Source organism: Roseofilum halophilum BLCC-M91 (assembly GCF_030068445.1).
Lineage (GTDB): Bacteria > Cyanobacteriota > Cyanobacteriia > Cyanobacteriales > Desertifilaceae > Roseofilum > Roseofilum halophilum.
In genome coordinates this window covers 1-25,506 of record NZ_JAQPOK010000086.1, presented here as the reverse complement: position 1 = coordinate 25,506, position 25,506 = coordinate 1, and the positions used below count along the sequence as shown (strand labels likewise).

24 protein-coding genes, 1 tRNA gene and 1 pseudogene are annotated in these 25,506 nt (G+C 46.0%); 12 read left to right on the top strand and 14 right to left on the bottom strand.

The features are described 5' to 3' along the window. Nucleotides 1-59 precede the first annotated feature (59 nt). Nucleotides 60-1,046 (top strand): glycosyltransferase family 2 protein, encoded by a 987-nt coding sequence (locus PJF56_RS11220; protein WP_283762757.1) that lies wholly within the window; start codon nucleotides 60-62, stop codon nucleotides 1,044-1,046. Nucleotides 1,047-1,055: 9 nt separating this feature from the next. On the opposite strand, the gene PJF56_RS11215 is transcribed toward PJF56_RS11220, so the two are convergent. From PJF56_RS11215 to PJF56_RS11200, 4 genes are all read right to left on the bottom strand, one after another. Beyond that, nucleotides 1,056-1,367 (bottom strand): glycosyltransferase, encoded by a 312-nt coding sequence (locus PJF56_RS11215; RefSeq protein ID WP_283762778.1) that lies wholly within the window; start codon nucleotides 1,365-1,367, stop codon nucleotides 1,056-1,058. Between the two features lie 12 nt (nucleotides 1,368-1,379). Next, nucleotides 1,380-2,051 carry a class I SAM-dependent methyltransferase gene (locus PJF56_RS11210; protein ID WP_283762756.1) on the bottom strand — a complete coding sequence of 224 codons (672 nt, stop codon included), beginning with the start codon at nucleotides 2,049-2,051 and terminating at the stop codon, nucleotides 1,380-1,382. Nucleotides 2,052-2,144: 93 nt separating this feature from the next. After that, a complete protein-coding gene (locus PJF56_RS11205; protein WP_283762755.1) occupies nucleotides 2,145-3,449 on the bottom strand; it encodes an ABC transporter ATP-binding protein in 1,305 nt (434 codons plus the stop codon). Between the two features lie 21 nt (nucleotides 3,450-3,470). Beyond that, nucleotides 3,471-4,301: an ABC transporter permease gene (locus PJF56_RS11200; protein WP_283762754.1), complete on the bottom strand. Its 831-nt coding sequence runs from the start codon at nucleotides 4,299-4,301 to the stop codon at nucleotides 3,471-3,473. A 175-nt stretch (nucleotides 4,302-4,476) separates the two neighbouring features. On the opposite strand from PJF56_RS11200, the gene PJF56_RS11195 reads away from it, so the two are divergent. The 4 genes from PJF56_RS11195 to PJF56_RS11180 all read left to right on the top strand — a co-directional run bounded on the left by PJF56_RS11195 (nucleotide 4,477) and on the right by PJF56_RS11180 (nucleotide 8,576). Next, on the top strand, nucleotides 4,477-5,532 hold the full coding sequence (locus PJF56_RS11195; RefSeq protein WP_283762753.1) for a dipeptide epimerase: 1,056 nt from the start codon (nucleotides 4,477-4,479) through the stop codon (nucleotides 5,530-5,532). Then, nucleotides 5,522-6,574, top strand: coding sequence for an N-acetyltransferase DgcN family protein (locus PJF56_RS11190; RefSeq protein ID WP_283762752.1), 1,053 nt, complete (start codon nucleotides 5,522-5,524; stop codon nucleotides 6,572-6,574). The genes PJF56_RS11195 and PJF56_RS11190 overlap by 11 nt, the downstream gene beginning before the upstream one ends. 12 nt (nucleotides 6,575-6,586) lie before the next feature. Beyond that, nucleotides 6,587-7,732, top strand: coding sequence for a DUF819 family protein (locus tag PJF56_RS11185; RefSeq protein WP_283762751.1), 1,146 nt, complete (start codon nucleotides 6,587-6,589; stop codon nucleotides 7,730-7,732). Nucleotides 7,733-7,853: 121 nt separating this feature from the next. Continuing rightward, entirely contained in the window at nucleotides 7,854-8,576 is a 723-nt protein-coding gene (locus PJF56_RS11180) for a lysophospholipid acyltransferase family protein (RefSeq protein ID WP_283762750.1), read from the top strand. Between the two features lie 17 nt (nucleotides 8,577-8,593). On the opposite strand, the gene PJF56_RS11175 is transcribed toward PJF56_RS11180, so the two are convergent. From PJF56_RS11175 to recN, 7 genes are all read right to left on the bottom strand, one after another. After that, the gene (locus PJF56_RS11175; protein WP_283762749.1) at nucleotides 8,594-9,499 is read right to left on the bottom strand and encodes an MBL fold metallo-hydrolase; all 906 of its coding nucleotides are present in this window, start codon (nucleotides 9,497-9,499) and stop codon (nucleotides 8,594-8,596) included. Between the two features lie 550 nt (nucleotides 9,500-10,049). Beyond that, complete coding sequence (locus PJF56_RS11170; protein ID WP_283762748.1) at nucleotides 10,050-10,562, bottom strand: inorganic diphosphatase; 513 nt, start codon at nucleotides 10,560-10,562, stop codon at nucleotides 10,050-10,052. 146 nt (nucleotides 10,563-10,708) lie between these two features. Further along, nucleotides 10,709-10,894 carry a TLTLP motif-containing protein gene (locus PJF56_RS11165; RefSeq protein WP_283762747.1) on the bottom strand — a complete coding sequence of 62 codons (186 nt, stop codon included), beginning with the start codon at nucleotides 10,892-10,894 and terminating at the stop codon, nucleotides 10,709-10,711. 142 nt (nucleotides 10,895-11,036) lie between these two features. Continuing rightward, nucleotides 11,037-11,492 (bottom strand): ABA4-like family protein, encoded by a 456-nt coding sequence (locus PJF56_RS11160; protein WP_283762746.1) that lies wholly within the window; start codon nucleotides 11,490-11,492, stop codon nucleotides 11,037-11,039. Between the two features lie 67 nt (nucleotides 11,493-11,559). Continuing rightward, nucleotides 11,560-12,150: a hypothetical protein gene (locus PJF56_RS11155; protein WP_283762745.1), complete on the bottom strand. Its 591-nt coding sequence runs from the start codon at nucleotides 12,148-12,150 to the stop codon at nucleotides 11,560-11,562. Between the two features lie 222 nt (nucleotides 12,151-12,372). Next, nucleotides 12,373-15,501 (bottom strand): adenylate/guanylate cyclase domain-containing protein, encoded by a 3,129-nt coding sequence (locus PJF56_RS11150; RefSeq protein ID WP_283762744.1) that lies wholly within the window; start codon nucleotides 15,499-15,501, stop codon nucleotides 12,373-12,375. Nucleotides 15,502-15,804: 303 nt separating this feature from the next. Further along, complete coding sequence (gene recN, locus PJF56_RS11145; RefSeq protein WP_283762743.1) at nucleotides 15,805-17,532, bottom strand: DNA repair protein RecN; 1,728 nt, start codon at nucleotides 17,530-17,532, stop codon at nucleotides 15,805-15,807. Nucleotides 17,533-17,657: 125 nt separating this feature from the next. Between recN and PJF56_RS11140 the strand changes: the two genes are divergently transcribed. Then, a complete protein-coding gene (locus PJF56_RS11140) occupies nucleotides 17,658-19,730 on the top strand; it encodes an ABC1 kinase family protein (RefSeq protein ID WP_430540884.1) in 2,073 nt (690 codons plus the stop codon). A 109-nt stretch (nucleotides 19,731-19,839) separates the two neighbouring features. Here PJF56_RS11140 and PJF56_RS11135 read toward each other — a convergent pair. Together PJF56_RS11135 and trxA are read right to left on the bottom strand one after the other, a co-directional pair. Next, nucleotides 19,840-19,910 (bottom strand) — tRNA-Gly (locus PJF56_RS11135). A gap of 104 nt (nucleotides 19,911-20,014) precedes the next feature. Next, the gene (trxA, locus tag PJF56_RS11130) at nucleotides 20,015-20,332 is read right to left on the bottom strand and encodes a thioredoxin (RefSeq protein ID WP_283762741.1); all 318 of its coding nucleotides are present in this window, start codon (nucleotides 20,330-20,332) and stop codon (nucleotides 20,015-20,017) included. A 100-nt stretch (nucleotides 20,333-20,432) separates the two neighbouring features. On the opposite strand from trxA, the gene fabG reads away from it, so the two are divergent. The 3 genes from fabG to folK all read left to right on the top strand — a co-directional run bounded on the left by fabG (nucleotide 20,433) and on the right by folK (nucleotide 22,264). Next, nucleotides 20,433-21,179: a 3-oxoacyl-[acyl-carrier-protein] reductase gene (gene fabG / locus PJF56_RS11125; protein WP_283762740.1), complete on the top strand. Its 747-nt coding sequence runs from the start codon at nucleotides 20,433-20,435 to the stop codon at nucleotides 21,177-21,179. Nucleotides 21,180-21,326: 147 nt separating this feature from the next. Beyond that, entirely contained in the window at nucleotides 21,327-21,791 is a 465-nt protein-coding gene (gene folB, locus PJF56_RS11120) for a dihydroneopterin aldolase (protein WP_283762739.1), read from the top strand. Between the two features lie 89 nt (nucleotides 21,792-21,880). Then, nucleotides 21,881-22,264, top strand: a complete 384-nt coding sequence (gene folK / locus PJF56_RS11115; protein ID WP_283762738.1) for a 2-amino-4-hydroxy-6-hydroxymethyldihydropteridine diphosphokinase — start codon at nucleotides 21,881-21,883, stop codon at nucleotides 22,262-22,264. Between the two features lie 44 nt (nucleotides 22,265-22,308). Here the strand turns inward: folK and PJF56_RS11110 are convergent, their stop codons facing one another. Beyond that, nucleotides 22,309-23,385, bottom strand: coding sequence for an ATP-dependent 6-phosphofructokinase (locus PJF56_RS11110; RefSeq protein ID WP_283762737.1), 1,077 nt, complete (start codon nucleotides 23,383-23,385; stop codon nucleotides 22,309-22,311). 144 nt (nucleotides 23,386-23,529) lie between these two features. On the opposite strand from PJF56_RS11110, the gene era reads away from it, so the two are divergent. The 3 genes and pseudogenes from era to PJF56_RS11095 all read left to right on the top strand — a co-directional run. Continuing rightward, a complete protein-coding gene (era, locus tag PJF56_RS11105; RefSeq protein WP_283762736.1) occupies nucleotides 23,530-24,507 on the top strand; it encodes a GTPase Era in 978 nt (325 codons plus the stop codon). Between the two features lie 95 nt (nucleotides 24,508-24,602). Further along, entirely contained in the window at nucleotides 24,603-25,172 is a 570-nt protein-coding gene (locus PJF56_RS11100; RefSeq protein ID WP_283762735.1) for a Uma2 family endonuclease, read from the top strand. Between the two features lie 43 nt (nucleotides 25,173-25,215). Next, nucleotides 25,216-25,506, top strand: a pseudogene (locus PJF56_RS11095) (Uma2 family endonuclease); the annotation flags it as partial.

The following is a 25,506-nucleotide window of genomic DNA, read 5'->3' as shown; positions in this document are numbered from 1 at the left end:
ATGGCGCTTGTTTATGATATTATTTTAGATATTTCACTCTAGTAACTACAAAGGCGAAGATGAATTTAATCAATAGAATCTCAGGCAAGTATCTTGAACTACTAAGGAACTGGTCGCAACGTTCTAGGAGCAAAGGAAATCAAATTTTACAACAGAAAATCCAGGCATCAAGAGATACTGTATCTAATTTGGTTTATAACAACGAGCCTAAAGTGTCTATCATTGTACAATTTTTTAATAAAAGAAATAACATTAAAAACCTTATCGATCGCCTGAGAAAAAGTGGAGCAGAAGAAATTATTATTATTGATGATGGTTCCATTGATGGTTCTTATGAAGATTGGGTGTCTCATCTAAATCGGCCTAATGATTTCTTGCTTCGGTGTAATGATTTATTTGAAGTTATAACTTACGATCGCGCGATGAGAATGGCTAAAGGAGAGTTTGTTTGTTTATTACAGGACGATGATTTACCTCCTCCAAACAATAAATGGATTGAACAAGCCTTGACTTTGTTTACTATTTTTCCAGATTTAATCATGCTTGGTGGTCGAGATGGTTTAGACATTATGATACCCGATCCGGTAACCTCAAGTCAACCACAAGAATACGAACGAGTTGGGAATATTGTCCAATGTCCTGGATTGCACAAAGTTCAGGTTTATAATACTCCTTGTTATCGAGAACCGACATCCAATTTACCCTTTATGTTTACGATGGCCGTTAATAGGGCCCCCACGTTTTTGAGAAGGAAAGAGTTTTTAGAGATTGGTGGTATTAATCAAAATTACGCCCCCTTTCAATTTGATGATGATGAAGCAGGAATTCGAGCTTGGCTGGCGGGATATAAGGTGGGGTTGTATTCTTGTTCATTTGTCAGGGAATTAGATATTGGTGGTATGGCTTTATTTAATAAGGATAAAATCAAAGAACAAGCGTTAGTCAATATCAAAAAACTTTATGATGAATATTCTGAACCTATTGCTAATGGCTATTTACAGAACCTTGTTGATAGTGCAAATAGAATGCTAACTTCTGGTGAATAATAGTTGGGTCTACTGACTAACTGAACGATAAACATTCATTGTCTCTGCTGCTGTCCGATCCCAACTAAAGCGTTTTGTCCTCTGGTAGCCTTTTTCAATCAGACGATCGCGTTCTCCGGGACTCTCAAGTAACAGGATTAGCAGATCGGCTAACTCCCTAATCTCTCTAGGATTAAAAAGTAATCCTGCATCCCCAACCACTTCAGGAATGCTAGAGCAGTTTGAGGCTATGACGGGGGTTCCACAGGACATGGCTTCTAGAGGTGGAATGCCAAAACCTTCATATAATGAAAGACTATGGTAAACATAACCATAGAAAATTTTCCAAATTATTTATTTCCTAGCTTCAAGATTAAGACTAACAGAATAGTAAGTGTCTTTAACAAGTAAATGAAAATCTGAACAATCATTAAATGTTGTAAGTTCACAAGATCCTGGCTTCCAACAATCTACTGTTTTAAATCCAGTTTCGAGAAGCAAATCTTTTAAGCTCTTTTCATTAAACACTGTGTAATGAAAATTGTATTCATAATCCTGAGCTCCCATGAGTGGGCCAAGAATATATTGAACATCACAATCATTATCATGGTATATTTTTAATAAACAATCAAAGTCTGGAACTGAAAGTCTTAAGATTCCATTTTTTTTAAGAACTCGAAACCACTCTTGTAGCACATCATAAACTTTAAGATGAGAAAAATGCTCAAGACAATGGGATGCATAGATTAAGTCAACACTGCTGTCTTTGAAAATTGAAAGATCATCTATCTGTTGCACATAATGTATATGTGGAAGGGGGATAATATCAATATTTATAAATTTCGGATGGTTTATGCAACCACAACCTAAGTGTAGATTTATCTCATGGGCATCTTTAGGAAATTCGGGTTTAAAAAATGTCCGCTTTATTCGAGAATAAGTTTTTATAGTTGCTAACATTAAAGCACTATTCATTATTCTAAACTGAAGATATTGATAAGCTTTAGTCCAATCTACTTTTCTCATTATTGTATTCTCCTGTGTGGTTAAAATATTTATGACTTTGTTAAAATATTTATGACTTTGTAGTTATAAACCTAGATAACTTACTTTGAACCATCATGAACTTATGTAGTTGTCAACTCGCCAACTACATTCTTGAGGAATAAGGTAGCGAGAACTCTCAGGGGCAAGACCTGATTGGAAAACATCTTTAGGATAAACATATAAAACTCCAGCATCGAATTTTCTAAACAGCCACTCTGCATTAGGGATAGCTAGTCCTACACCTATTACATACTTTCCGGAACTCAACAGCAACTTTTCAAAAACACAATCAACTTGATTGATGCCTTTTTTAAAGTTAACTATTTTGGATTGATCGGGTTGAGTTGAACATAAACTAATGACTGTTCCTGCTAGAGTAGACAATTGAAAAATAACAGAGCCATTATTCAAATTGACTGGAGAGTGAAATTTGATTCTGAATATAACTTTATCCCAAGTAAAAACTTTTTCTTTTGGATTTCCATCTAACTCTAAGATTTCAACACTAATCACGAAAAAATAATCATTATCTATAACATTATTATTAGCTATTGTAATAATAGAGCTGTCATTATTTTTCATGTCATTGACTTCGTTGTCATTGATGTATAGACGACTGACACTCTCTATATCTCCTATTTTATTAATCAGTCCTGAATTAAGGTATACCCCAACAGAGCATAAGCGCTTAATACTTTCCATATTATGACTGATAAAAACAACTGTTTTTCCGCTAGAAGTCACATCTTCCATTTTCCCTAAACACTTTTCCTGAAAAGCTAGATCTCCAACAGATAAAACTTCATCAACTAGCAATATTTCAGGTTCCAAATGAGCCGCTACTGCGAATGCTAACCTAACATACATCCCAGATGAATATCTTTTTACAGGTGTATCTAAAAACTTCTCTACTTCTGCAAACGCTACGATTTCATCAAAATTTTTCTTAATTTCTACCTTACCCATCCCTAAAATAGCGCCATTGAGGTAGATGTTCTCTCGCCCTGTCAGCTCTGGATGAAATCCAGTGCCAACTTCCAATAAACTAGCCACTCTCCCCTTAATATTAATTCTCCCTGTTGTGGGTTCAGTGATACGGCTCAAAATCTTTAGTAAAGTAGATTTTCCTGCACCATTGCGACCGATTATACCAACGCGATCGCCTCTATTAATCTCAAATGACACATCTTTCAAAGCCCAGAACTCTTCCCGTGAGGGGTTTTCCAGCTTTTCCCCTGTTCCATTCACTAGAATACGTCCCAAGGATTTCACCCCATTGGTAATCACGTCTCTAAGAGCAGTATAGGGTTCTTGTTGCTGATGGCGGATTAAATATTTCTTACCTAAGTTCTCAACTCGGATTATGGGTTCAGACACGATTCAAACTCCTCTCCCTCATTAAATAACATCAGCAAAAGTACGTTCCATTTTGCGGAAATACCAGACACCGCCGATACAAAGGTATCCCACTAGAATCACGGACACGACGAAACCAGGGAGATAAAGTTGGGCATTGCCTAAAATAGCCCAGCGAAACCCATCAATAACTCCCACCATTGGATTTAATGAATAGATTAAACGCCATTGATCGGGTACAACGCTACTACTAAAACCTACAGGAGAAATATATAACCCGAATTGGACAAGAAAAGGAACTACATAGCGAAAATCTCTATACTGAACGTTCAAAGAAGCTAACCATAAGCCTGCCCCCATAGCCGCAGCGAAGGCAATCAATATAAACAGTGGTAATAATAATATTTTCCAGGTGGGAATGAAATTGTACCAAGCCATTAGTCCCAGCAAAATTATTCCAGAAATCATAAAATCTACAAAGCTGACAATAACTGCACTGGTAGGAACAATAAGGCGAGGGAAATATATTTTGGAGATTAAATTGGCGTTTCCAATGAGGCTATTGCTACATTCAGACAAGGCGCTGGCGAAGAATTGCCAGGGGAGCATGGCTGAAAAGACGAGGATGGGGTAAGGCGCTCCGTCTGAAGGGAGTCCGGCTAATTTACCAAAGACGATGGTAAACACAACCATGGTTAAGAAGGGTCGAATTAAAGCCCAAGAAACCCCGATCGCCGTTTGCTTGTACCGAACCAATATATCTCGCCATGCCAAGAAGTAGAACAACTCGCGGTAGCGCCACAGGTCTTTCCAATATTCCCGCTCTGTTCTTCCGGCTTCTATTACAATTTCCGTTTGACTGGAATAACTCATACGATCGCCTATGGCTCTAGAAAAAATCAACCTTGGAAGATAAAACAGTAATCCACCGTAGACAGTAGCACAACTTGGTAAAAATTTCCCAACTGCCTTATCCTGTCTCCTCTGTATACAGTGGTCGAATCTCCGTTTCCAGACTAATCTCAAAAAAACTTGAGTGTACCCACTGATGCAGATCCAGATTACCCCTTTTACTGTCCACAAGCGCTTTGCCCTGAAGATTAGCAGGGGCAGCAATACCCACAATACTAATATCTGGGTGAGGGTGGAACACGATGGAATCACGGGATGGGGAGAAGCCACTCCCTTCTCCACGGGAGGCAAAAGCCAGACAACTGGAGAGATTGTAGCAGCTTTAGAGCAAATTGTACCGATTCTCCAACCCTTCAGTCCCCTAGAGCGGCAAAATATCCAAGCAACTCTCGCTAAATCCGGGATTTCTCTACCTTCTGCGGCTCAAGCGGCACTAGATATGGCGCTTTATGATTGGCTGGGAAAATCGGTTAGTCTTCCTTTATGGCAACTGTGGGGATTCGATCGCCAGCAAACTCCGCCAACCTCTGTTACCATCGGCATTAGTACCCCAGAAGCAGCTCAAGAACGGCTCCGTCATTGGCTAGATCTGACCCCGGTTCGCTATCTCAAGGTCAAACTGGGGAGTCCAGAAGGCATAGAAGCCGATCGCGCCATGGTCAATGCCCTTCTACAGGTAGCTCCTGAAGGCTGTAAGGTCTATGTGGACGCGAATGGGGGATGGAACTTAAACCAAGCGATTACCATGGCTCAGACCCTCAAAGAATGGGGGATTGAGTACATTGAGCAACCCCTAGCTCCTGGGGAAGAAAAAGATTTAGCTCAACTCTACGAAAAATCGCCCCTACCCATCTTCGTAGACGAAAGCTGTTACACCCGCGCCGATATTCCTCCCTTGGCCAATTCCATCCACGGCATTAACATCAAACTGATGAAAGCTGGGGGACTTAGTGAAGCCATGGCCATGATCCACACGGCCCGCGCTTGTGGTTTACAAGTGATGTTAGGGTGTTACTCAGATAGCAGTCTAGCCAATACAGCGGCCGCTCATTTAGCCCCCCTGGTGGATTATCTGGACTTAGATAGCCATCTCAACTTGATCGATGATCCCTTTAGGGGAGCTACCCTAGAAAACTCTCGGCTGATGCTCAATACTCAACCTGGTTTAGGAGTAACGCGACATGACGGTTGATTTTTCCCCTTTACTGACTCGTAACCGTCGGGTGGCGATTTTGCTCCATGGGGGACTTCAGGGAGGGACTGGAAAAACGGGACTGTCCCTAATTCGCTACAGTGAGGCGGAGATTGTGGTTTTAATCGATGAAGAGAGTGGGGGATTATCCCTACAACAATTAACGGGAATAAGTCGTAATCTCCCCATTGTGGCCAACATAAGCGAAGCCTTAACCTATCAGCCAGAAGTATTAGCGATCGGTATCGCTCCATCCGGTGGCGCTCTACCGGAACCTTGGGTGAACGACATTCAGCAAGCAGTTGAAGCCGGACTTTCTGTCGTTAACGGACTCCATACCCCCCTTGCGCCGCAATTTCAATCGTTTCTGAAACCGGGGCAAATGATTTGGGATATTCGCCAAGAACCGAAACATTTAACCATTGGCAGTGCTAAAGCGCGAGAGTTAACCAATATCCGGGTGCTGACGGTGGGTACAGATATGTCCATTGGTAAGATGTCCACCAGCTTAGAATTGCATCGAGCGTCCCAACAACGGGGCTTGAAATCCCATTTTATCGGCACGGGACAAGCGGGAATTATGATTTCCGGTAAAGGAGTTCCCCTGGATGCGGTACGGGTGGATTTTGCGGCGGGAGCCATAGAACAGCAGGTGTTAACCTATGGCGCGGAGGCTGATATTGTTCATATTGAAGGTCAAGGCTCGCTGCTGCATCCGGGTTCTACGGCTACTTTACCGTTGATTCGTGGCTCTCAACCCACGGCTTTAATTTTGGTACATCGTTGGGGACAAACCCATATCCGTCATGTTCCTCAAGTGGCTATTCCGCCGCTTCCGGAGGTGATTGAGCTTTACGAGCAGGTGGCGAGTGTCGCAGGTGCTACTGAACCGGTACGGGTGAAGGCGATCGCCCTCAATACCCATAAATTTAGTAAAGAAGAAGCCGATCGCGCGATCGCCGAGATCCAAAACCTCACCGGACTTCCCTGCACCGACCCCATCCGCTATAATGCCAATCGCCTCCTAGATGCCGTTCTCTAACCCAACCTCTGGATGATTGATACCTTCATTGTTCCCAACGCCAATCTCATTCTAGGAGCTATCCTGCTCACCCTCTGTGCATTCGGCTATTGGACAGAACAAACCCGCCGAGGAACCCCCCCCCTAGCTGCCCTCCTGGTTCTCTGTCTCGCGAGTCTCTGTAGCCATCTGGGACTCATTCCCAGCAGCGCCCCCCTCTATCCAGCTATTACCACCTACGGCATCACCCTCGCCATTCCCCTCATTCTCTCCCAGATAGACTTACGGGAACTGCCCACCCATGCTAAAGCCACCCTCCTCCTCTTAGCCTGTGGCATCGGTGGCACAATTTTAGGCGCAATTGTTGGCTTCATCCTCCTTCCCTTGGGAGCAGAAGGGGGAAAACTGGCCGCTATCTTTGTCGCTCAATATATCGGTAATTCCCTCAATGCGGCCGATATCGCCTCTGCCCTAGACTTTCAAGGGTCGATCTCCCTGGAAACCCTCAACGTCATCGATCGCCTCCTCACCAGTCTCTTTATTCTCTTTTGGCTCGTCATCTCCATTATTCCTGGCATTCGCAGCTTCTTTACGCCCCATCAAGAAGATTGGGGGATTCGCTTTGGCAGCGCTCCCGTCCCCACCATCCTCAAACAAACCGCTCCCACCCGCTTTGATTTAGCCCTCGCCCTCGCCGCTAGTGGGATTTCTGCTCTATTGGGCTATGCGATCGCGGCTGCTATCCGCTTACCCGGTAGTGAACTCTTCTTCACCACCATTATTGTGATTATTCTGACTCAAGTTTTTGCCACCACCAGCGATCGCCTGGCCGGAATCGAAGAATTTGGGGCACTTCTGATCCTCCTCTTCTTCTCCACCCTCGGAGCCACCACCAGCATCCCCGAACTTCTAGCCCTCAACCCCCTACTGCTGCAATTCGCCGGTATCATTCTCCTCGCTCACCTCGCCATAATCCTGATTGCGGGCAAACTCCTCAACATTGAATGGGCCGACATTCTCATTGCCTCCAACTCTAGCATTGGCAGCGCCACCCTAGGAGTCGCCATGGCTGTCGCTCAACGCTGGGAAACCCTGATCGTCCCTGCCATTATTTGCGGTACAGTTGGCTCCATTCTCGCCAACCCCATTAGCCTAATTCTGGGAAATTTACTCTCTTAGAAATCCACAATCACCCGTTACCCCAGAGTGACAACAGACAAACTGTCATCATCAGTGCCAATCCTCCCGAAAACGCTGATTAAAGTAAACATCAAGAAGCATTGTTAGAGGAGCAGTTCTGATGTTAGCTCAATTATCGAAATGGGAATTCAAGTTACCCGTACAGGGACAAGAAAAGGCGATCGCCACCCCTCCAACGGCATCCTCCATTTCTCCTTGGTTAACCCCCCTAGTTTATCCCTTCGCTCGACATCTGCTCTTACCTTCCTATTTTCGCTCCATTGAAGTCCAAGGACGAGAGCATTTCCCCACCGATGGTTCACCCGTAATTCTTGCCCCTACCCATCGCTCTCGCTGGGATTGTTTGATGGTTCCCTATGCTCTCGGCAACGATATTACCGGGCGACATTTGCGGTTTATGGTCTCTGCTAATGAAATGCGCGGCATTCAAGGGTGGTTTATTCGTCGCTTAGGCGGATTTGCCATTAATCCCCAACAACCGGCCATTTCCTCCCTACGCCATGGATTAGAACTCTTAGCCCATCGAGAAGCCTTAGTGATTTTTCCTGAAGGCAATATTTACCGCGATCACCAAGTACATCCCCTCAAACCCGGTTTAGCCCGTCTAGCTCTCCAAGCTCAAACCAACTCCCCCCAAAACCCAATCAAAATCCTACCCATCAACCTCACTTACGACCAACCCTTCCCCCAAAAAGGCTGCTCCGTTACCATTAATATTGGCGCTCCCTTAGAGGTTGCGCCTTACGCATCCGGCCACCTCAAAACCGATGCCCAACAGCTCACCACCGACCTCTTCCAAGCCTTATCAGATATACATTTTTAACTTTTAATTTTTAATTTTTAATCGATCGCGATTTCCATCCCTTCACGGGCTAATTTTCCCTGGGGAAACACCGCCTGGATTTGTCGTTCAATCCGATCCAAAGAATCATCCGTATAACCCGGATCGTGGTGAAACATCACCAACTGCTTGACTCCAGCTTTTTTCGCCACCTCAATACCACTTTTCCAATTCCAATCTTTCGGTTGAGGATTGCCCTTCGCCCCTTGTTCATCAATCGTCCAGGTATGAGTATCGTAAATAAGTACATCCGCTTCTTTTGCCAAATTAATCAAGTGGGGATCGAGTTCATCTGTATTGGCCTCAATATCCGTAGCGTAGACCACACTATGATTTTGAGTGTGAACCCGATAGCCCAAGGTTTGATTAATCGGATTTAAACAATAGGTATGGATGTCCATTGATTCTAACTTCAGCACCTCCCCCGGATCGATATCGCGAAAGTTCAGCTCCGATCCCATAATGTCAATGGGCACAGGAAAGTTAGGCGGTTGCATTTGTTCCTTGAGGCGCTGTCCCATAGAGTCCCCGTTGACGGCTGAAGAGCCATAAACATAAAATCGATTGATGGGGATAAAGGCGGGAACAAAAAAGGGAAATCCCTGAATCCGATCCCACTGACAATGGGAGAGGAATAAATGGGCTTCCACAGGCATCCGACTTAAGAGGTATTTGCCTAAAACTCGAACCCCTGTGCCAGCATCAAAAATCAACAGATTTTTAGAGGTTTCTAAAGTGACACAGGACGTATTGCCACCATAACGGATGGTTTGTTCGCCGGGTGTAGGTATATCACCTCGAACCCCCCAGAATTTAAGGGTTAAGGGAGACGGAACAAAGGATTCCGTATCATCCGGACTGGATGCGGGTTTGACAACAGGAACTGAGGGATCGGATTGTGACATCTTTCGCTAAATTTAGCCTGGGTTTAGCTGAGTATTGTTTTGGTAAATGGCTAGATCTGAACTTATCTTAATATCTAGCCTAGCCATTGCTTTTCAGGTTTCCTAGTGAGATTCACAGGGAGGTACAAGAGGAGAGAGAAATGTAAATAGAGTCTATTGGGTCATCTTAACTCGATCTGAGCTAGATTTCCCACCATTCCCTAGAACCATTTCTTTGATTGGTCTCCTGTTGTCTGAGCAATGCTGATAAATACCGCTTGTTTACGAGTCTATGCGATCGAGACTTGTTGCACCCTAAATCTAGGTTACTCCCTAATGGGTTATTCTGGATGGTTGGCATCCCTTAAGGGTGGGGACGTTTGAGGGTTGTAAATGTTCAAGGTGATGTTCAGGTGACCTAGATGTTCTGATTTTACCTTAATTGATTTTTTCAGAGGGGGAGGCTTGGATTCTGGGATGGCCAGACGTGACTCAACGGGGTTGTTATCCTTTGATTGGAGTCACGTCTGTTGGGGGGACAACTGAATGTCCCTAAGCTGAACGGGGCTGGTTATTTAGCCCCTGCTTTGACACATTGCTCGACTAAGGGTAAGACTCGATCAACATCTTGCCAACCGAGAATTTCCACGGCTTTCTTCTCCAGATTTTTATAAGTCTTGAAGAATTCGGCAATTTCATCGAGTTTATGGGGAGCAACGTCTTTGAGTGATTTGACATTGCTATAGCGGGGGTCTTTATCGGGAACGCAGAGAATTTTTTCATCGCGATCGCCGCCATCAATCATTTCTAGCATCCCAATGGCCCGTGCTGCAATCACACAGCCTGGAAATGTGGGTTCATCCATCATCACCATGCCATCGAGGGGGTCTCCATCATCGGCTAGGGTATTGGGAATAAATCCATAATCATAGGGATAGTGGACAGAGGAATACAATACTCGGTCTAGGGCAAAGGCTTGTAAATCCTTATCATATTCGTACTTATTCTGGCTTCCGGCTGTGATTTCGATCAATACGTTTAATAAGCCCGGTTTGGGTTGAGCGGGAATGAGTGATAAATCCAAGATTCTTCTCCAAATGGCATTACGGAAGGGGAGAGGATGGATCGTCCGTTCCCCGAATCAAATTTTAGGGGAAGATGGTCACTATTCCCAACTCTTGAGTCTGAATTGGGGGTTCTCAATTGAGGGATAATTTCAGTCGGTAGGGGTCATTCTCTGGCTTGGGGTAGGGGGTAACTCACTCCGGGTACAATGTTGACATTACCTGAAGAATAGTAGGCGATCGCCCACAGGGGTAAGGTCAAGGTTAATAAGGCAATGAATGTGCCAATCACATCTGCCAACCTAGGTTTTTGGGGTTCGGCCCTAGTTCCAGACTCGCTCTCTGATTCCATACGGAAGGGGTTTAATGACCTCTATTGAACAAAACAAGAATTGAATCGGGAGGGGGGAGTTGTTCGACCCCTCCCTTCTATTTTACCGATCTGCGATCGCGATATTGTTGTGAAACCAACAATATCTTTAGTTAATCTTTAGTTAACTCATTTCTGGAGTCGTTGATTCTGAAGATTGGGTTAAGAATCGTTCTCTGAGGGTTTGGGTCAGGATATGGGAGAGCAGGCCGATGGGGCCGGCAAACAAACAGAGGATCAGGGAGTGAACTGTCCAAACTCCAGTCCGTTGTCCTTCCCAATAAATCCAGCGTCCCACAAATAAGTCCATCACCAGGAAATGCACCCAACCGGTTGCTGTTGCCTGGGGATTGGCAAATAACCGAGCTAAATCGGCTAATTGGGGATTGGCTAAAGCAGCCGCCGATTCTCCATCAATTGTGCCAACTAGGAGATAGATATACAGAGCGACTAGAGCCACAAAGGGAAGGAATGACTTCATTACCCATCGAGTGCCCCCCCAATTGGGTAAGACAATCATCAATGTCCAGAAGGGCAGCACAAAGAGGTTTGCGCCGTTAAATAACCAATCGAGCATCATGAACCTAAGATAATCCTGTAGAGGCTATTATACCGTCCTGGCTCTGGGCGATCGGTTTAACGAAGGATTAAACTAAATTTCGGTATAGTCCTTTCGCCACATCCAATAGCACGATTAACTGTTGCCATTCGGGAGCATTGGGGTTCTGGCTATTGGCCCACTGAATTTTAATTTTTTTTTGCAGGTCTTCAATTGTCAGGTCATGATTGGCCGCAGGGGGAAGAGGAGAATCCCCATCCTCGTTGAGGTCTGAACTGGACGTTTCCCCGGTCGGAGCATGGGCCGCATTTGAGCTAGAGCCGTTGTCTTGTATCCGTTGAGCCTCTTTCGCCAATTGCCGCGCTCGGCTGGATAGGTCGAACAGATTTTGAGGCAAGGAGGGTTGATCGGAGAGATAGACACTCGATAACTCTCGCAAAAACTGAGAAACTTGGTCAAGCCACAACAGATCCGGGTCTCCTTCGGGAAGATTACCGGAGTCATCTTGGTAATCGTTCTTGATTTCTTGCGCTTTTTGCGACAATGGCACAATTTGCTGGGCAAGGGTTTCTGGCAGTCTTGGTGTATCTGATAAGTAGGCTTGGGCCGTTTGTCTTAAGAAGAGACGGACTTTACCAATCCAATCGTGATATTTCAACTGCCAATTCACATCGTTCATAAACCCAATTTGCTGTTAATTTAATCTTGAATCAATTTTTTAGTGATGAGAATGATGAAGCCAGAGTTCCACGGATGTAAGTGACCTCGATCGGGGGGTTTACCCTTACACCCATGTTCTGAGAGTACCCACTCTTACCAATCTAAACCAGAATGGCGATCGCGGTCAAGCGACCTATGTTTAAGTAAGGTTAAGCCTGTCTCCAGCCCCATCCATTGCGATCTATTTTTCTGTTAGTTTCCACACCCCATCCCAGGTTTCATCCGGAGGATTATCCTCATAAAGCATACAACGTTGAATATGCAATTGAGCCGCTTTATTCTTCGGATCGACTTCCAGCACCTTTTGGAAATCCTCTTGAGCCTGTTTAAAGGACTCTTTGGCCTTAGCAGCAAAGGGTTTACGAGCCAAATCAATAAATTTACGCAATTGGGCAGAAGTCATTTCCTGAGCTTCTTCGGCTAACATTTGCCGAGTTTCTTCTGCTCCAGCAAACTGGCCCACTTTGGCTTGCAGCAATTTCTTCACCTGACGGGGCGTAAGCTCACTCACCTTTTCCGGTAAAGTGGTTTGCCAGTAGCTATCGGTGACGGTTTTGCGGCTGAGGTCTTCGACATCGAGCATCCGTTTCAGGGTGGCTTCCCCTAAAATCTCGATCAATGCTTCCCGGTCAACCTGGGCCAGCATCTTCGAGATCATCTGAGTTTCATCATAGGAAATTTTCTTCAACTCCGAGTCGGATAACTCTTCTAACTGCTCCAAGACCGCTAGGATTTCGTTGTAAGACAATTTATCATGGGCCGGTTGTAAATAGTGTTTGCGTCCCTGCTCATAATGAGTTCTGATGGCTTCTTGCCTGTCTGTCAAGGGACGACCGACCACAGATGTCCCTTCTCGAATGCCCAATAACTCATAAATGGTGACGGGTTTACTCTTGCCTTTTACGGTAATATTATCGAGTTCTCGCACATAGACGCGATCGGCATAATTCGTATACGTTCTTTCGCTAATTACGATGTCGGTTCCATATTGTTTACTGGTTCCTTCCAACCGGGAAGCCAAATTCACCCCGTCACCGATGGAGGTTAATTCCATTCGTTTGGAGGAGCCGATGTTACCACTGACGACGACATCGGAGTGAATGCCAATGCCAATGCTAATTTCCATTAACCCTTGTTCTTTGCGCTTCTCGTTGTATTCTTCTAGGCGATAGCGCATTTCCACAGCAGTTTGCATGGCGCACCAGCCATGATCTTCTAAAGGAGCTGGAGAGCCAAACACGGCCATTAGAGCGTCGCCGATGTATTTATCTAGGGTTCCACCGTAGCGGAAGACGGAATCGACCATTTCCTCAAAGTAGCTGTTGAGCATGGCTACCACTTCTTCGGCTTGTAATTTCTCCGTTAAGGTGGTGTAGCTGCGAATGTCGCTAAACAGGACGGAAACTTCTTTGCGTTTGCCACCGAGTCCGGTATCGCCACTGGCGAGTAGGGATTCTGCCACTTCTGGGGTCATGTAGCGATACATGAGGCTCTTGACTTGTTTTTCGTCGCTGATGTCTTCCATGACCACTAATGCACCATTGATTTTAGTGCCATCAATGGCATCATTCATGGAATTAATGGAGAGGTTGACGCTCTGTTCGATGTCTTCTCCATCTTCTCCGGAAAGAATGAGGGTTTGATCGGGATAAAATTGCTGGCGATCTTTGGGTTCTTTGGGGGCCAGGGCGGCTTCAAACCATTTGTTAAAGTCTCCTTCTTTGATCCGAATTAGGGGCGCGAGTAATTGCCCTTCTAGTTCGGTTTTATCGAGTCCTAAAATTTCCTTGGCACATTCGTTTGCGGCAATGATATAGCCTTTTTTATTGGTGGAGATCACGCCGTTGGTTAAGCTCCGCAGGATGTCTTCCTGCATTTTTTGCTGCTGTTTGACTTGATCGAAGAGTTTGGCGTTTTGGAGGGCGACTCCGGCTTGAATGTTGAAGGCTCGCATGAATTCTAGGTCATTGCGATTGAAGCTCGATTTCCATTGCTCTGGAGCTTCGGGCCAGTTTTCGGGGTTGTAGTCGGGATATTCGCCTTGTTTTTTCTTGTTGATCAGTTGGGTTACGCCAATGAGTTGATCGTCGGCGTTAAAGACGGGCATACAGAGCATACTACAGGTGCGATACCCGGTTTTCTGGTCTGTTTTTTTGGAGGTTTCGGAACGGGGGTCGTTGTAGAGGTCAAAGGGGATGAGGAGGGGTTCTCCGGATTCGGCTACCATACCGGCAAATCCGGCGCTTCTGGGAATGCGAATTTCGGTGAGGTTGCTACCAATGGGAATTTTTGTCCACAGTTCTCCTTTTTCTTCGTCTAGGAGCCACAGGGTCGAGCGATCGGCGTTCATGAGTTCTTTGGCCTGATCCATGACTTTTTTGAGGGTGTCTTCTAGATCGAGGCTGCTTTTACTGAGGGAGTTAACGGCGTTCATGAGAGCAGAGGCTGCTCTTTGCCGTTGGGTGGCGGCGTAGAAGGATTTGGAGGATTCGAGGATTAGGCGAATGGAGGGGGCAAATTCTTTGAAGACTTGTTCGTCGTCTTCGGTGAAGCCGTTGAGGTCGATTTTCTCGTCTAAGTCGGCTTCGCGATCGGCGTTGACTTGGAGTTTATTGATCAGTTGCACGACAGCGACTAAGTCCCCGGTTTCTTCGTTTTCCAGGGGCATGGCGATCATGGTGTAGGTGCGATAGCCATTTTTTTTGTCGAAGGCTTTGGCGGTGGTCGATCGCGGATCGTCATAGAAGTCGTAGGGAATGTTGACGACTTTGCGAAAGGTGGCGACTTCTCCGGCGATGCCTTTATCGGCGGGAATGCGAATTTCTAGGGCGTTGCCTTTTTCGTCTTTGGCAACGATGGTGAAGAGTTCATTTTTTTCTTCATCAAACAGAAAGATACTGGTGCGATCGGCGTTGAGCAGTTCCCCGGTTTTCAGGGTAATCGATCGCAGCATTTCATCGAGGATGGCATCAAACCCTTGGTTATCCAAGAGGTTGTCCAACATCGATAGGGTTTGATTAACGACTTTGAGCTTGTCTTCTACGTCGCTAACGACTTGCTTGAAGGTGTCTTTTTTTAGGGGCGCTAGAAAACTGGAGAAATCGCCTCCTCCTCCCGTCGTTACTAATCCTCCGCCTCTGGGAGGAGCGGTGTTGGGTTCTGGGGGAGCTGGTTCGGTGGCATTTCCGTCTACATCTATGACTGTTGACGATACGGTATGGGAGGACGATCCATCGGAATTCACTGCATCAATATCGATTGTGGTGGCGGTGGTGTCCACAAGGGGAGAGTTGGAAGATGATGTTGCCATAGATGTCACCGATATAGAAGTTTTATGTCTTGGTTTGGTGGAAAACGCAAGGGCCTAACGGCACAATTTTTTAATTATAAGCAGAGCTAAGATAACGACACCCTAGGTTAGGTGGATCTTAAAGGAGAAAGCTGGAAGATTCAAGAGTTAGGATAGCCTAATTTTAATCACAATTGGATGTTGCAGCCATGGGGACTGGCGATCCGAGGGCTGGTTTTGGCTTTGCCCTTGGCGCTGGACTGTTTTTTTTAGTGTACCGAAAAATGGTTGGAGGGTTGCTTTCCATGGGAACATTGGGTGGGTTTAGGAGGGCTGATGATGGAGTTGGCGTTTTTTTTGGGCTTGCACCAGTAAGGATTGGGCAAAGGATAGGGCTTCGAGGGCGGAGTTGCCTCCGGTGAGTTGGGCGAGTTCTTGAGAGCGTTGTTCTCTATCTAGGGAGCGGACGCGAACGACGGTTCGATGCAGGTTGTCGGTGGCTTCGTGGATGGTTTCTTTGCGCACTTGGAGATGGCGATCGGCTAGAGCAGCGATCAGGGGTTGGTGGGTGACACAGAGAATCTGGTGATGTTGGGAGAGTTGATAGAGTTTGTCGGCGATCGCCTCTGCGACTCGTCCGGATACACCGGCATCGATTTCGTCAAATACGAGGGTATCCACCGGGTTAATCTGGGAAAAACAGGCGGTTAGAGCTAACAAAAAGCGGCTCATTTCGCCTCCAGAGGCGGTGCTGGCTAGGGGTTGGATGGGTTCTCCGGGGTTGGTACTGATGCCAAAGGTGATGCGATCGCTACCTGTGGCGGTTATACTGATGGGGGTGAGAGCGACTTTGAATTGCACTTTGTCCATGGCTAGGGGTTTGAGTTCCTTGACCAAACGCGCTTCTAGTTTAGCGGCTGCCTTTTGCCGTTGTAAGTGTAGCTGATTACATAATGTTTTTAATTGGTCTAGGGCTTGTTGATAGTCTTTTTCTAGTTGTTCTAGGGATTCACTGCTGGCGGTGAGGTCTTGAAGTTCTGCTTGAATGCTATGCCAGTAGGTGAGGCTCTCGGAGAGGGATGGCCCGTATTTACGGCAGATTTGCTTGAGTTCAACGATCCGAGATTCGACTATTTCCAGGCGTTCGGGATCGGTTTCGAGATGATCGCCATAGGTATTGATTTGTCGCCCGGCTTCTTCGACTTGCACGAGGGCTTCATTTACTAAGTCTAGGATCGGTTGCAGTTGGCGATCGTAGGGCAGGATGTCATTGAGGAGATCTTTGGCTTCTCCGAGCAGATCGGCGGCGGCTAGGGCGCGATCGCCTTGATACAAGGCTTGATAGATTTGATAACTTTTCTGTTGCAGTTCGACGCTGTGGGAGAGCCGTTGACTTTCTTGTTGGAGTTCGGTTAATTCATCGGCGGTGGTTAACTGGGCCTGATTGAATTCGCTCAGTTGATATTCTAAGAGGTCAATCCGTTGCAGGCGAGATTGTTCATCGTTACGTTGTCGATTAAGCCGCGATCGCATCGTTTCGGCTTTTTGATAGGCTGCTGTGACCTGGTGTTGAAGGGTTAATAGGGATGCTCCTCCATAGAGATCGAGCCATTCCCGTTGCCGCTCAGAATTGCCCAATTGTACCGTCTGTCCTTGAGCGGTGAGACTGGCTAATAATTCCCGCAAGCTGGCCATTTGGGTACGGTTGACGACTAAGCCATTTAAGCGCGATCGCGATCGCCAACTCCCCTGGTAAATTTGAATCTCTCGACTACAAGTTACCGTCTGGTCTTCCATTGGCTCAATTTCTTGGGCTATCAACCATTCCAGCACCAAAGGGGAGAGGGTAAAGGTGGCTTCAATGATCCCGCGTGATGCTCCAGAGCGAATCGCTTTAGAGTTTAATTTTCCGCCCAGAGCAGCATCGAGGGCATCTAGAATGATGGATTTTCCGGCTCCGGTTTCCCCGGTGAGGACGGTTAATCCTCTGCCAAAGTCCAATTCTAGGCGATCGATGAGGGCAAAGTTCTCGATTTTTAGGGAGATTAACATAGACGGCTTATTTACCAGAAAAGCACTTGATCGAGGGAACCTAAATCAAATTGATCGAGCGGGTTGAGGGGGGGAATTGTTAAAATTACTTTACAATCAGTAATAGATCTAGCCCACCTCAAGTCATGAATGTCAATATGCCATCTTCATCTTCCCATCAACAGGGGTTGTCAACAGTCCAGGACTCTGGAAGTCCCGCTTATTCTTCTTCTGCACATTTTAGTCCGATGTCAGATGAGACGATCCTACCGAATGATTCAGCCGTGGAACCCCCTGACATCCATTACGATCCAGTGGAGTTGATGGACTTTTACCGTTCCCGTCCCTGGGAAGTGTGGGGACGGATGATTGAGTTGGTCTGGTCATTTTTGGGATTGCTGGTGGGGTTATGGTGGGATAAACGAACCGGGGGAGCTGCGGAAAAAAAGCAGCGACGGCGAGCGGTTCATTTGCGGGAAATTTTAACGCGCTTGGGGCCTGCCTATATTAAGGTGGGACAGGCTTTATCGACTCGGCCGGATCTGCTGCCTCCCCTGTTTTTAGAGGAGTTAACCCGACTTCAAGACCAACTGCCCCCGTTTCCCAATGAGGTGGCGTATCAGTTTATTGAGGAGGAGTTAGGCGATCGCCCGGAATTTGTTTATGCTGAAATTAGCTCTAAACCGGTGGCGGCGGCTTCTTTGGGTCAGGTTTACAAGGGTAAGCTCAAATCGGGGGAAACGGTGGCTATTAAAGTCCAACGTCCCGATTTACGCGAAAGAATTTCTCTAGATTTATATATTCTCCGCTCTTTAGCGGCTTGGGTACAGAAGAATCGGCGCATCCGTAGCGATCTCGTGGCGATCGCCGATGAGTTTGGCGCTCGCATTTATGAAGAAATGGATTATACCCACGAAGGCAGGAATGCGGAGCGGTTTGAGCAGTTATATGGCTATATACCCGATATTTATGTGCCCCGAATTTATTGGCAATACACCAACCGTCGTGTATTAACCATGGAGTGGATTACGGGGACAAAACTAACCGATTTAGAGAAAATTCGCCAGCAAGGTTTAGATGCCTCCTATCTGATTGAAGTGGGGGTTGAATGTTCCCTGCGGCAATTGCTCGAACATGGGTTTTTCCATGCCGATCCCCATCCGGGTAATTTACTGGCCTCTGGCGATGGTAAGCTGGTTTACCTCGACTTTGGCATGATGAGCGAAGTGAAGCCCTATCAACGCTATGGATTGATTGAGGCGATCGTTCATTTAGTCAATCGGGATTTTTCAGGATTAGCTCATGATTATGTCAAGTTAGAGTTTCTCACCCCAGATACGGATTTAACTCCCATTATTCCGGCTTTATCACAGGTTTTTAATGATGCTCTGGGCGCGTCCGTGGCTGAGTTGAATTTTAAGAATATTACCGATCAACTCTCCCAGGTGATGTATGATTACCCCTTCCGGGTTCCTGCCTATTATGCCTTGATTATCCGCTCTCTAGTCACCTTAGAAGGGATTGCCATTAATGTGAATCCCAATTTTAAGGTCTTGAGTAAAGCCTATCCCTATGTGGCCAAACGGTTATTAACGGATCAGTCCCCAGAATTGCGAACTTCCTTGAGGGAGTTATTATTTAAAGATGGGAGCTTTCGTTGGAATCGCTTAGAAAATCTGCTCAAAAATGCCCGCGCTAGTCAAGATTATGATTTAGATTTGGTCTTGAATCAAACCATTGATTTTCTCTTTTCTGAGCGCGGCAGCTTTATCCGCGATCGCATCGTCGAGGAAATTGTTAAAAGTGTGGACACTTTGGGACGCACGACGTTTGAAACGGTTAGCGATCGCTTCCGAAAAACCGTTGGCATGAATGGTCAAATGCCAGTCAAACCCCCAGCCCCCGCTAATCCTGAAGATCGGAAGAACCTCGAACATCTTCAACGCATTTTACAAATTGTCCAAGAAACTCAAGGGTTTGACCCCATGAAAATCGCCCCATTATTGCCCAAGGTTCTCTTAAAACCCGAAACCCAACAAATGGGACAACAAATTGCCAGTGGATTGGCTCAACGGGTTCTTGCTCGGTTTATTCGCGAAGTGTTACTGAGTGAAGATACGGGCAATGGAGCTTCAGAAAAAAAGTACGCCTCCGTTCCTAACTCTGGTTCTTTGCCCTTAGCTTTACCGGCTGCGGCCGTGGTGTCCATGGAACCGTAATATCATATCAAGTCCGGTTTATGGGAAAAGAGAAGCGGGCAACATGCCCGCCCTCTTGGAATTCCTAGATGTAGTGCTTTGGGCTTCGCGGACATGAATGCTAGACTAAAGCGGGTAGGGGGAATCGAACCCCCATCAATAGCTTGGAAGGCTATGGTTTTACCACTAAACTATACCCGCAAGTTGAGTAAATAAACGGATATGACCGTTTATTACCCACTCTCATTAATCTAACACAAGTTTTAGAGAAAAGCTAGACCTTGGGCAAAATTTCTGTACTGCTCTTAAATGAGGGTCTGGAGACGGGCGATCAGGGGTTCTGCTTTAATCGCGCCTTCAATTTTGTCCACGGGTTTCCCCTGCTTAAACAAAATCAGGGTGGGTAAGGCTTCTACCTGGTACTCAGAAGCGAGTTGGGGGTATTTATCCGAGTCAATTTTGACCACTTGGATGGCTTTACCCATCTGAGTTTGTACTTGTTCCAAAATGGGAACCATCATTTGACAGGGGCCGCACCACGTGGCGTAGAAATCGACCAACACGGGGACATTGGATTGGGTGAGGAGGTCAGAAAAACTGGTGAATTGCTTTTTAACGGCCATGTTAAATTCTGCAAAAGTTAGGCAATCTCCCCCATTCTAAGGCAAAATGCCCTCAGTCTAACCTCAATAAAACCTTAAGAAAGTGCAGGAGAAGTCGTTTATGGGAAATCTACTCCAGGATCAAGTGGCTCTAGTGACGGGGGCTTCTAGGGGAATTGGCCGGGCGATCGCCCTTTCTTTAGCCGCAGAAGGAGCAAAAGTAGCCGTCAATTATGCCAGCTCTAGGACAGCAGCCGAAGAAGTGGTCAGTCAAATTAAAGACCAAGGAGGAGAGGCGATCGCCCTTGGAGCCGATGTTTCCCAAGCCGAAGCCGTGGATACCCTAGTGAAAGCCGTTATAGATCAATGGGGACAGATTGATGTGCTGGTCAATAACGCCGGTATTACTAGAGATGGCTTACTTCTACGGATGAAACCGGAAGATTGGCAAGCCGTCATTAACCTCAATTTAACGGGAGTCTTTCTTTGTACCCGTGCCGTCAGTAAACTCATGCTCAAAAAACGCAAGGGCCGCATCATCAACATCGCCTCAGTCTCTGGCCTGATGGGAAACCCCGGTCAAGCCAACTATAGCGCTGCTAAAGCTGGCGTGATTGGATTTACCAAAACCGTAGCCAAAGAAATTGCCAGTCGCGGCGTAACGGCTAACGCCGTTGCGCCTGGCTTTATCGCCACCGACATGACCAAAGACCTAGCTGCTGATGAAATCCTCAAATTCATTCCCCTGGGTCGTTATGGTCAACCGGAGGAAGTCGCAGGAATGGTGCGTTTCTTAGCTGCCGATCCCGCAGCCGCCTATATTACCGGTCAAGTCTTTAACGTCGATGGGGGAATGGTGATGGCCTAGCCTACTGATTGAGGGGTGCATATTATACCTGCACTCCTATGTTAAGTGATATTAACCAGAAAAACAAGAAGAATTGATATAGACAAGCTTGCTGTACATAGGTTAAAATAAATTTAACATCAAGTTAAAAGATTCCATTCCAGGACAATGAAATCAGTAAGCCACACACCATCTGAGTCGTCAGTCAAGCACAATACCTTGTTCTCTCAAGAGATTCAACCAAAGGAGAACCAACAGATTAAACCCGGTTTAGGTGTTATTAAAATCACCAATCTAAGATTAAGAACATTGATTGGGATTAATGATTGGGAACGGGAAAAAAAACAAGATGTCGTCATCAACATTAAAATAGGATTTGATGCCAAAAAGCCTTCGGAAACAGACCAAATCGAAGATACGGTCAATTATAAGTGGATTACCAAGCAAATTATTGAACAAGTGGAAAACCATAGCTATGGTTTGATCGAAAGGATGGGTCAAACCATCATTGATATTGTGATGGCAGATCCAAAAGTCATTTGGACTAAGGTCAAAGTTGATAAACCTTTTGCTCTACGCTTTTCCGATTCTGTATCCGTTAAACTCCGAGCGCATCGCAGCAACTTTTCTTGAGGGTCATACCCGTTTGTCTCTTCTATACGGCGATTTGCTCTGTTATTAAATAAAGCGCTGTATTTTCTATCTTCGCTGACTAAACAATTATGCTTAACGAAGTAGCCATTGGGGTTGGCTCCAACATTGACCCCAGTTTCCATATTCCAAAAGCAAAACAAAAACTACAAGAAACGCAAACGCTGATTAAGGAATCTAAATTTTATCAAACGAAACCTCTAGGTTTGACCGATCAGCCTGACTTTGTGAATGGAGCCTATTTGATTCAGACTGCTGATAGTCGGGAAGATTTAAATCGTAAATTAAAGCAGATTGAAATTGAGTTAGGGCGAGTTAAAACTGAAAACAAGAATGCTCCTCGATGTATCGATTTAGATATTATTGTGTTCAATCGGGAAATTGTCGATCCTGATTTCTATCAGCGTGATTTTTTGCAAACCACTGTTTTAGAGTTAATACCCGATTTAATCTAGTGATGATGATGGAACAAGGGGCTGAAGGCCCCTTGTTTTGGGTATTAATCCCCCAAACAAATTCCCAGACCTCTAGCCGTTTTCACCAAAGTGCCTTGAGAATCAACCGTTTGGTAATGTTCGATCGCCTTTTCAATGGGTACACTGACCACTTGCCGATGTTGCCAAGTCACCATGTGATCGTACTTCCCCTCAGCCACTAAATCGACGGCTGCTACTCCAAACGTAGAAGCGACTAGGCGATCGGTGGCTGCGGGTATGCCTCCCCGTTGGGTATGTCCTAATACAGTTACCCTGGTTTCTGCGCCAATTTTGGAGGTAATGCTATCGGCAATATAATGGCCGATCCCTCCATAGCGACGCTCTCCGAGAACATCCACGTTGGTGATGGCTCCACCGTCAATGGTTTTCACCGCTTCGGAGATAATCACCAGAGAATAGTTTTTACCCAGCTCTCGACGCTTGACAATATGATCGCAAACCTTATTGATATCGTAGGGAATTTCGGGAATCAGGATTACATCCGCACCGCCAGCAATTCCAGCACTGATGGCAATATGGCCCGCATCCCGGCCCATCACTTCTAGAATCAAGACCCGGTTATGGCTGGCTGCGGTAAACTGGAGCCGGTCTAGGGCTTCTGTGGCAATATTAACCGCCGTTTGGAAGCCAATGGAGCGCTCGGTGATGCCAATGTCATTATCAATGGTTTTGGGAATACCGATAATGTTCATATTCCCTTGTTGGGCCAGTTTACGCAGAATGGCTAGAGATCCATCTCCACCAATGACTAAGAGGACATCGAGACCGAGTTGGTGATATCCTTCGATCATTTCTTGGGAGCGATCGAGTAAAGTACCATCAGGCATGGGATAACCAAAGGGGTCTCCCTTGTTGGTGGTTCCTAACATGGTTCCACCGGTGAGCAATAACCCGCGAATGTTGGTGCGGGTTAATTGGATGGCTCTTGGAGGCCTCTCCAATAACCCTAATGTGGCTTGATAAATTCCAAAGACTTCATAACCGTAGGTTCCTATGGCATGATAGACCACAGCTCGAATCGCCGCATTGAGACCCGCACAGTCTCCGCCACTGGTTAAAATGCCAATGCGTTTTCCCATAACTTTGTCCTCCTGTAGCTTTTAAGTTCAATGAAGATAAAGGCCTAAGTGGCCCTTACAGGAGTAAATTAAACTTAAATTCTCTGAAAGTTCCATAACGTCAACTTGACTTAATCTTTGTTATTTGCTGACTTACGATCCCCTATGACCCATTCTCGCGATCCCGAATCTGAAGCTTTGAACGATATTGCCCCTGCATCCTTGAATTTAATTCCCGAACCCCCTCCTGGCTTTAAGTCTGGGTTTGTGGGGATTATCGGCCGTCCTAATGTGGGTAAGTCCACGATTATGAATCAGTTGGTGGGCCAAAAAATTGCGATTACGTCCCCGGTGGCTCAAACGACACGCAACCGCTTACGGGGAATTCTGACGACTTCAGGGGCCCAGTTTATTTTTGTGGATACTCCTGGAATTCATAAACCCCACCATGAGTTGGGGAAGGTGTTGGTGGAGAATGCGAAATTGGCGATTAAATCGGTGGATGTGGTGCTGTTTGTGGTGGATAGTTCGGTGGCTGCGGGAGGGGGCGATCGCTACATTGCCGAGCTGCTCTCGAATGTGACGCTACCGATTATTCTTGGTTTGAATAAAGCGGATCGACAACCGGATGATTTTGAGGCGATCGATCGAACCTATGAGCAACTGGGCCAAGCTTATCACTGGCCAATGCTGAAATTTTCTGCTCTTACGGGTGAGGGGTTAGATTCCCTACAAACTCTGTTGGCAGATCATCTAGACCCTGGCCCCTATTATTATCCCCCTGATTTGGTCACTGACCAGCCGGAACGCTTTATCATGGGCGAATTAATCCGGGAACAAATCTTACTGCTCACTCGCCAAGAAGTTCCCCATTCGGTGGCTGTAGAGATTGAACGAGTGGAGGAAACGCCGAAAATTACCCGCGTTTTTGCGGCAATTAATGTGGAACGAGATTCCCAAAAAGCGATTCTGATTGGCAAAAAGGGATCGATGCTCAAAAGTATTGGTACGGCGGCACGGGAACAGATGCAAAAACTGATTTTAGGTCAGGTTTATCTGGAGTTATTTGTTAAAGTCAGGCCCAAATGGCGACAATCTCGCGCTCGTCTGTCTCAGTTTGGCTATCAGGTGGGAGAGGATTAAGGGGCGATCGGGCGATCGCCCATTCCCTTCTACCCCTAGAAACTCGCTACACTAAGAACTAGATCGCTCTATTGCCTAAGCAAAATTGAGATAGAATGACACCCACTCAAGCCACACTCTATACACCTGAAGCCTATTTAGATCTAGAAATCAACTCGCAAGAACGCCATGAATATCGCAGTGGAGAAATCATTCCCATGACTGGAGGAACTCCTAACCATAATGAATTGATGAGTATTCTCAATGCGTTCTTGAGAGTTGCCTTAAGAGGGCAATCTTATGGTATTTTTATTGCCGATCAACGGTTGTGGATTCCAGAGTTTAAAATCTACACTTACCCGGATGTGATGGTGATTTCTCGTCCGGTGCAACTACAAGAGGGGCGTAAGGATACCGTAACTAATCCCTTGATGATTGCTGAAGTTCTCTCGAAATCCACTAAAAATTATGATAAGGATGAAAAATTTGCGGCCTATCGCAGTATTCCCAGTTTTCAAGAGTATCTGTTAATCGATCAATCTCAATTCAAGGTTGAGCATTATTATAAAGCACAAGTTAATCAATGGATATTTTCAGAATACAAAAGTAGAGAAGATTCAGTAAACTTAAGTTCTCTACCTTGTGAGATACCCTTAGCCGATTTATATGACGATCTTCAATTGTAAGTCATTATTACAATACAACTACCCAACCTAAAACTCGATTGCTATGTCTCCCACCGAAATTGCTTTCAAACGGGTTTCTCCTCCTTTCCCCGAAAAAGAAAGCCTCCCCACCATGTACGATTTACCTAGTGAAGAAATAGGAGATTCTGGATTGCCTGACCTGTATCATGTGTGGCAAGCCGAACTCTGTAGTGCCACATTTCAGCCCCCAACCTATCCCCCCGAACAAATCCTCGTTGCCGGTGACTTAAACCTGTACTATGACCCCGAACATACCCTATGGTACAAGCGACCGGATTGGTATGCTGTCGTGGGAGTGCCTCACCTGTATGAC

Coding starts and splice junctions, on each gene's coding strand:
- PJF56_RS11100 (WP_283762735.1), top strand. CDS start 24,603: ATGACACCCACTCAAGCCACACTCTATACACCTGAAGCCTATTTAGAT.
- recN (WP_283762743.1), bottom strand. CDS start 17,532: ATGTTAATCTCCCTAAAAATCGAGAACTTTGCCCTCATCGATCGCCTA.
- PJF56_RS11195 (WP_283762753.1), top strand. CDS start 4,477: ATGCAGATCCAGATTACCCCTTTTACTGTCCACAAGCGCTTTGCCCTG.
- PJF56_RS11190 (WP_283762752.1), top strand. CDS start 5,522: ATGACGGTTGATTTTTCCCCTTTACTGACTCGTAACCGTCGGGTGGCG.
- PJF56_RS11180 (WP_283762750.1), top strand. CDS start 7,854: ATGTTAGCTCAATTATCGAAATGGGAATTCAAGTTACCCGTACAGGGA.
- folK (WP_283762738.1), top strand. CDS start 21,881: ATGCTTAACGAAGTAGCCATTGGGGTTGGCTCCAACATTGACCCCAGT.
- folB (WP_283762739.1), top strand. CDS start 21,327: ATGAAATCAGTAAGCCACACACCATCTGAGTCGTCAGTCAAGCACAAT.
- trxA (WP_283762741.1), bottom strand. CDS start 20,332: ATGGCCGTTAAAAAGCAATTCACCAGTTTTTCTGACCTCCTCACCCAA.
- PJF56_RS11110 (WP_283762737.1), bottom strand. CDS start 23,385: ATGGGAAAACGCATTGGCATTTTAACCAGTGGCGGAGACTGTGCGGGT.
- PJF56_RS11185 (WP_283762751.1), top strand. CDS start 6,587: ATGATTGATACCTTCATTGTTCCCAACGCCAATCTCATTCTAGGAGCT.
- PJF56_RS11220 (WP_283762757.1), top strand. CDS start 60: ATGAATTTAATCAATAGAATCTCAGGCAAGTATCTTGAACTACTAAGG.
- PJF56_RS11140 (WP_430540884.1), top strand. CDS start 17,658: ATGAATGTCAATATGCCATCTTCATCTTCCCATCAACAGGGGTTGTCA.
- PJF56_RS11165 (WP_283762747.1), bottom strand. CDS start 10,894: ATGGAATCAGAGAGCGAGTCTGGAACTAGGGCCGAACCCCAAAAACCT.
- PJF56_RS11200 (WP_283762754.1), bottom strand. CDS start 4,301: ATGAGTTATTCCAGTCAAACGGAAATTGTAATAGAAGCCGGAAGAACA.
- PJF56_RS11155 (WP_283762745.1), bottom strand. CDS start 12,150: ATGAACGATGTGAATTGGCAGTTGAAATATCACGATTGGATTGGTAAA.
- PJF56_RS11210 (WP_283762756.1), bottom strand. CDS start 2,051: ATGAGAAAAGTAGATTGGACTAAAGCTTATCAATATCTTCAGTTTAGA.
- PJF56_RS11160 (WP_283762746.1), bottom strand. CDS start 11,492: ATGATGCTCGATTGGTTATTTAACGGCGCAAACCTCTTTGTGCTGCCC.
- PJF56_RS11150 (WP_283762744.1), bottom strand. CDS start 15,501: ATGGCAACATCATCTTCCAACTCTCCCCTTGTGGACACCACCGCCACC.
- fabG (WP_283762740.1), top strand. CDS start 20,433: ATGGGAAATCTACTCCAGGATCAAGTGGCTCTAGTGACGGGGGCTTCT.
- era (WP_283762736.1), top strand. CDS start 23,530: ATGACCCATTCTCGCGATCCCGAATCTGAAGCTTTGAACGATATTGCC.
- PJF56_RS11175 (WP_283762749.1), bottom strand. CDS start 9,499: ATGTCACAATCCGATCCCTCAGTTCCTGTTGTCAAACCCGCATCCAGT.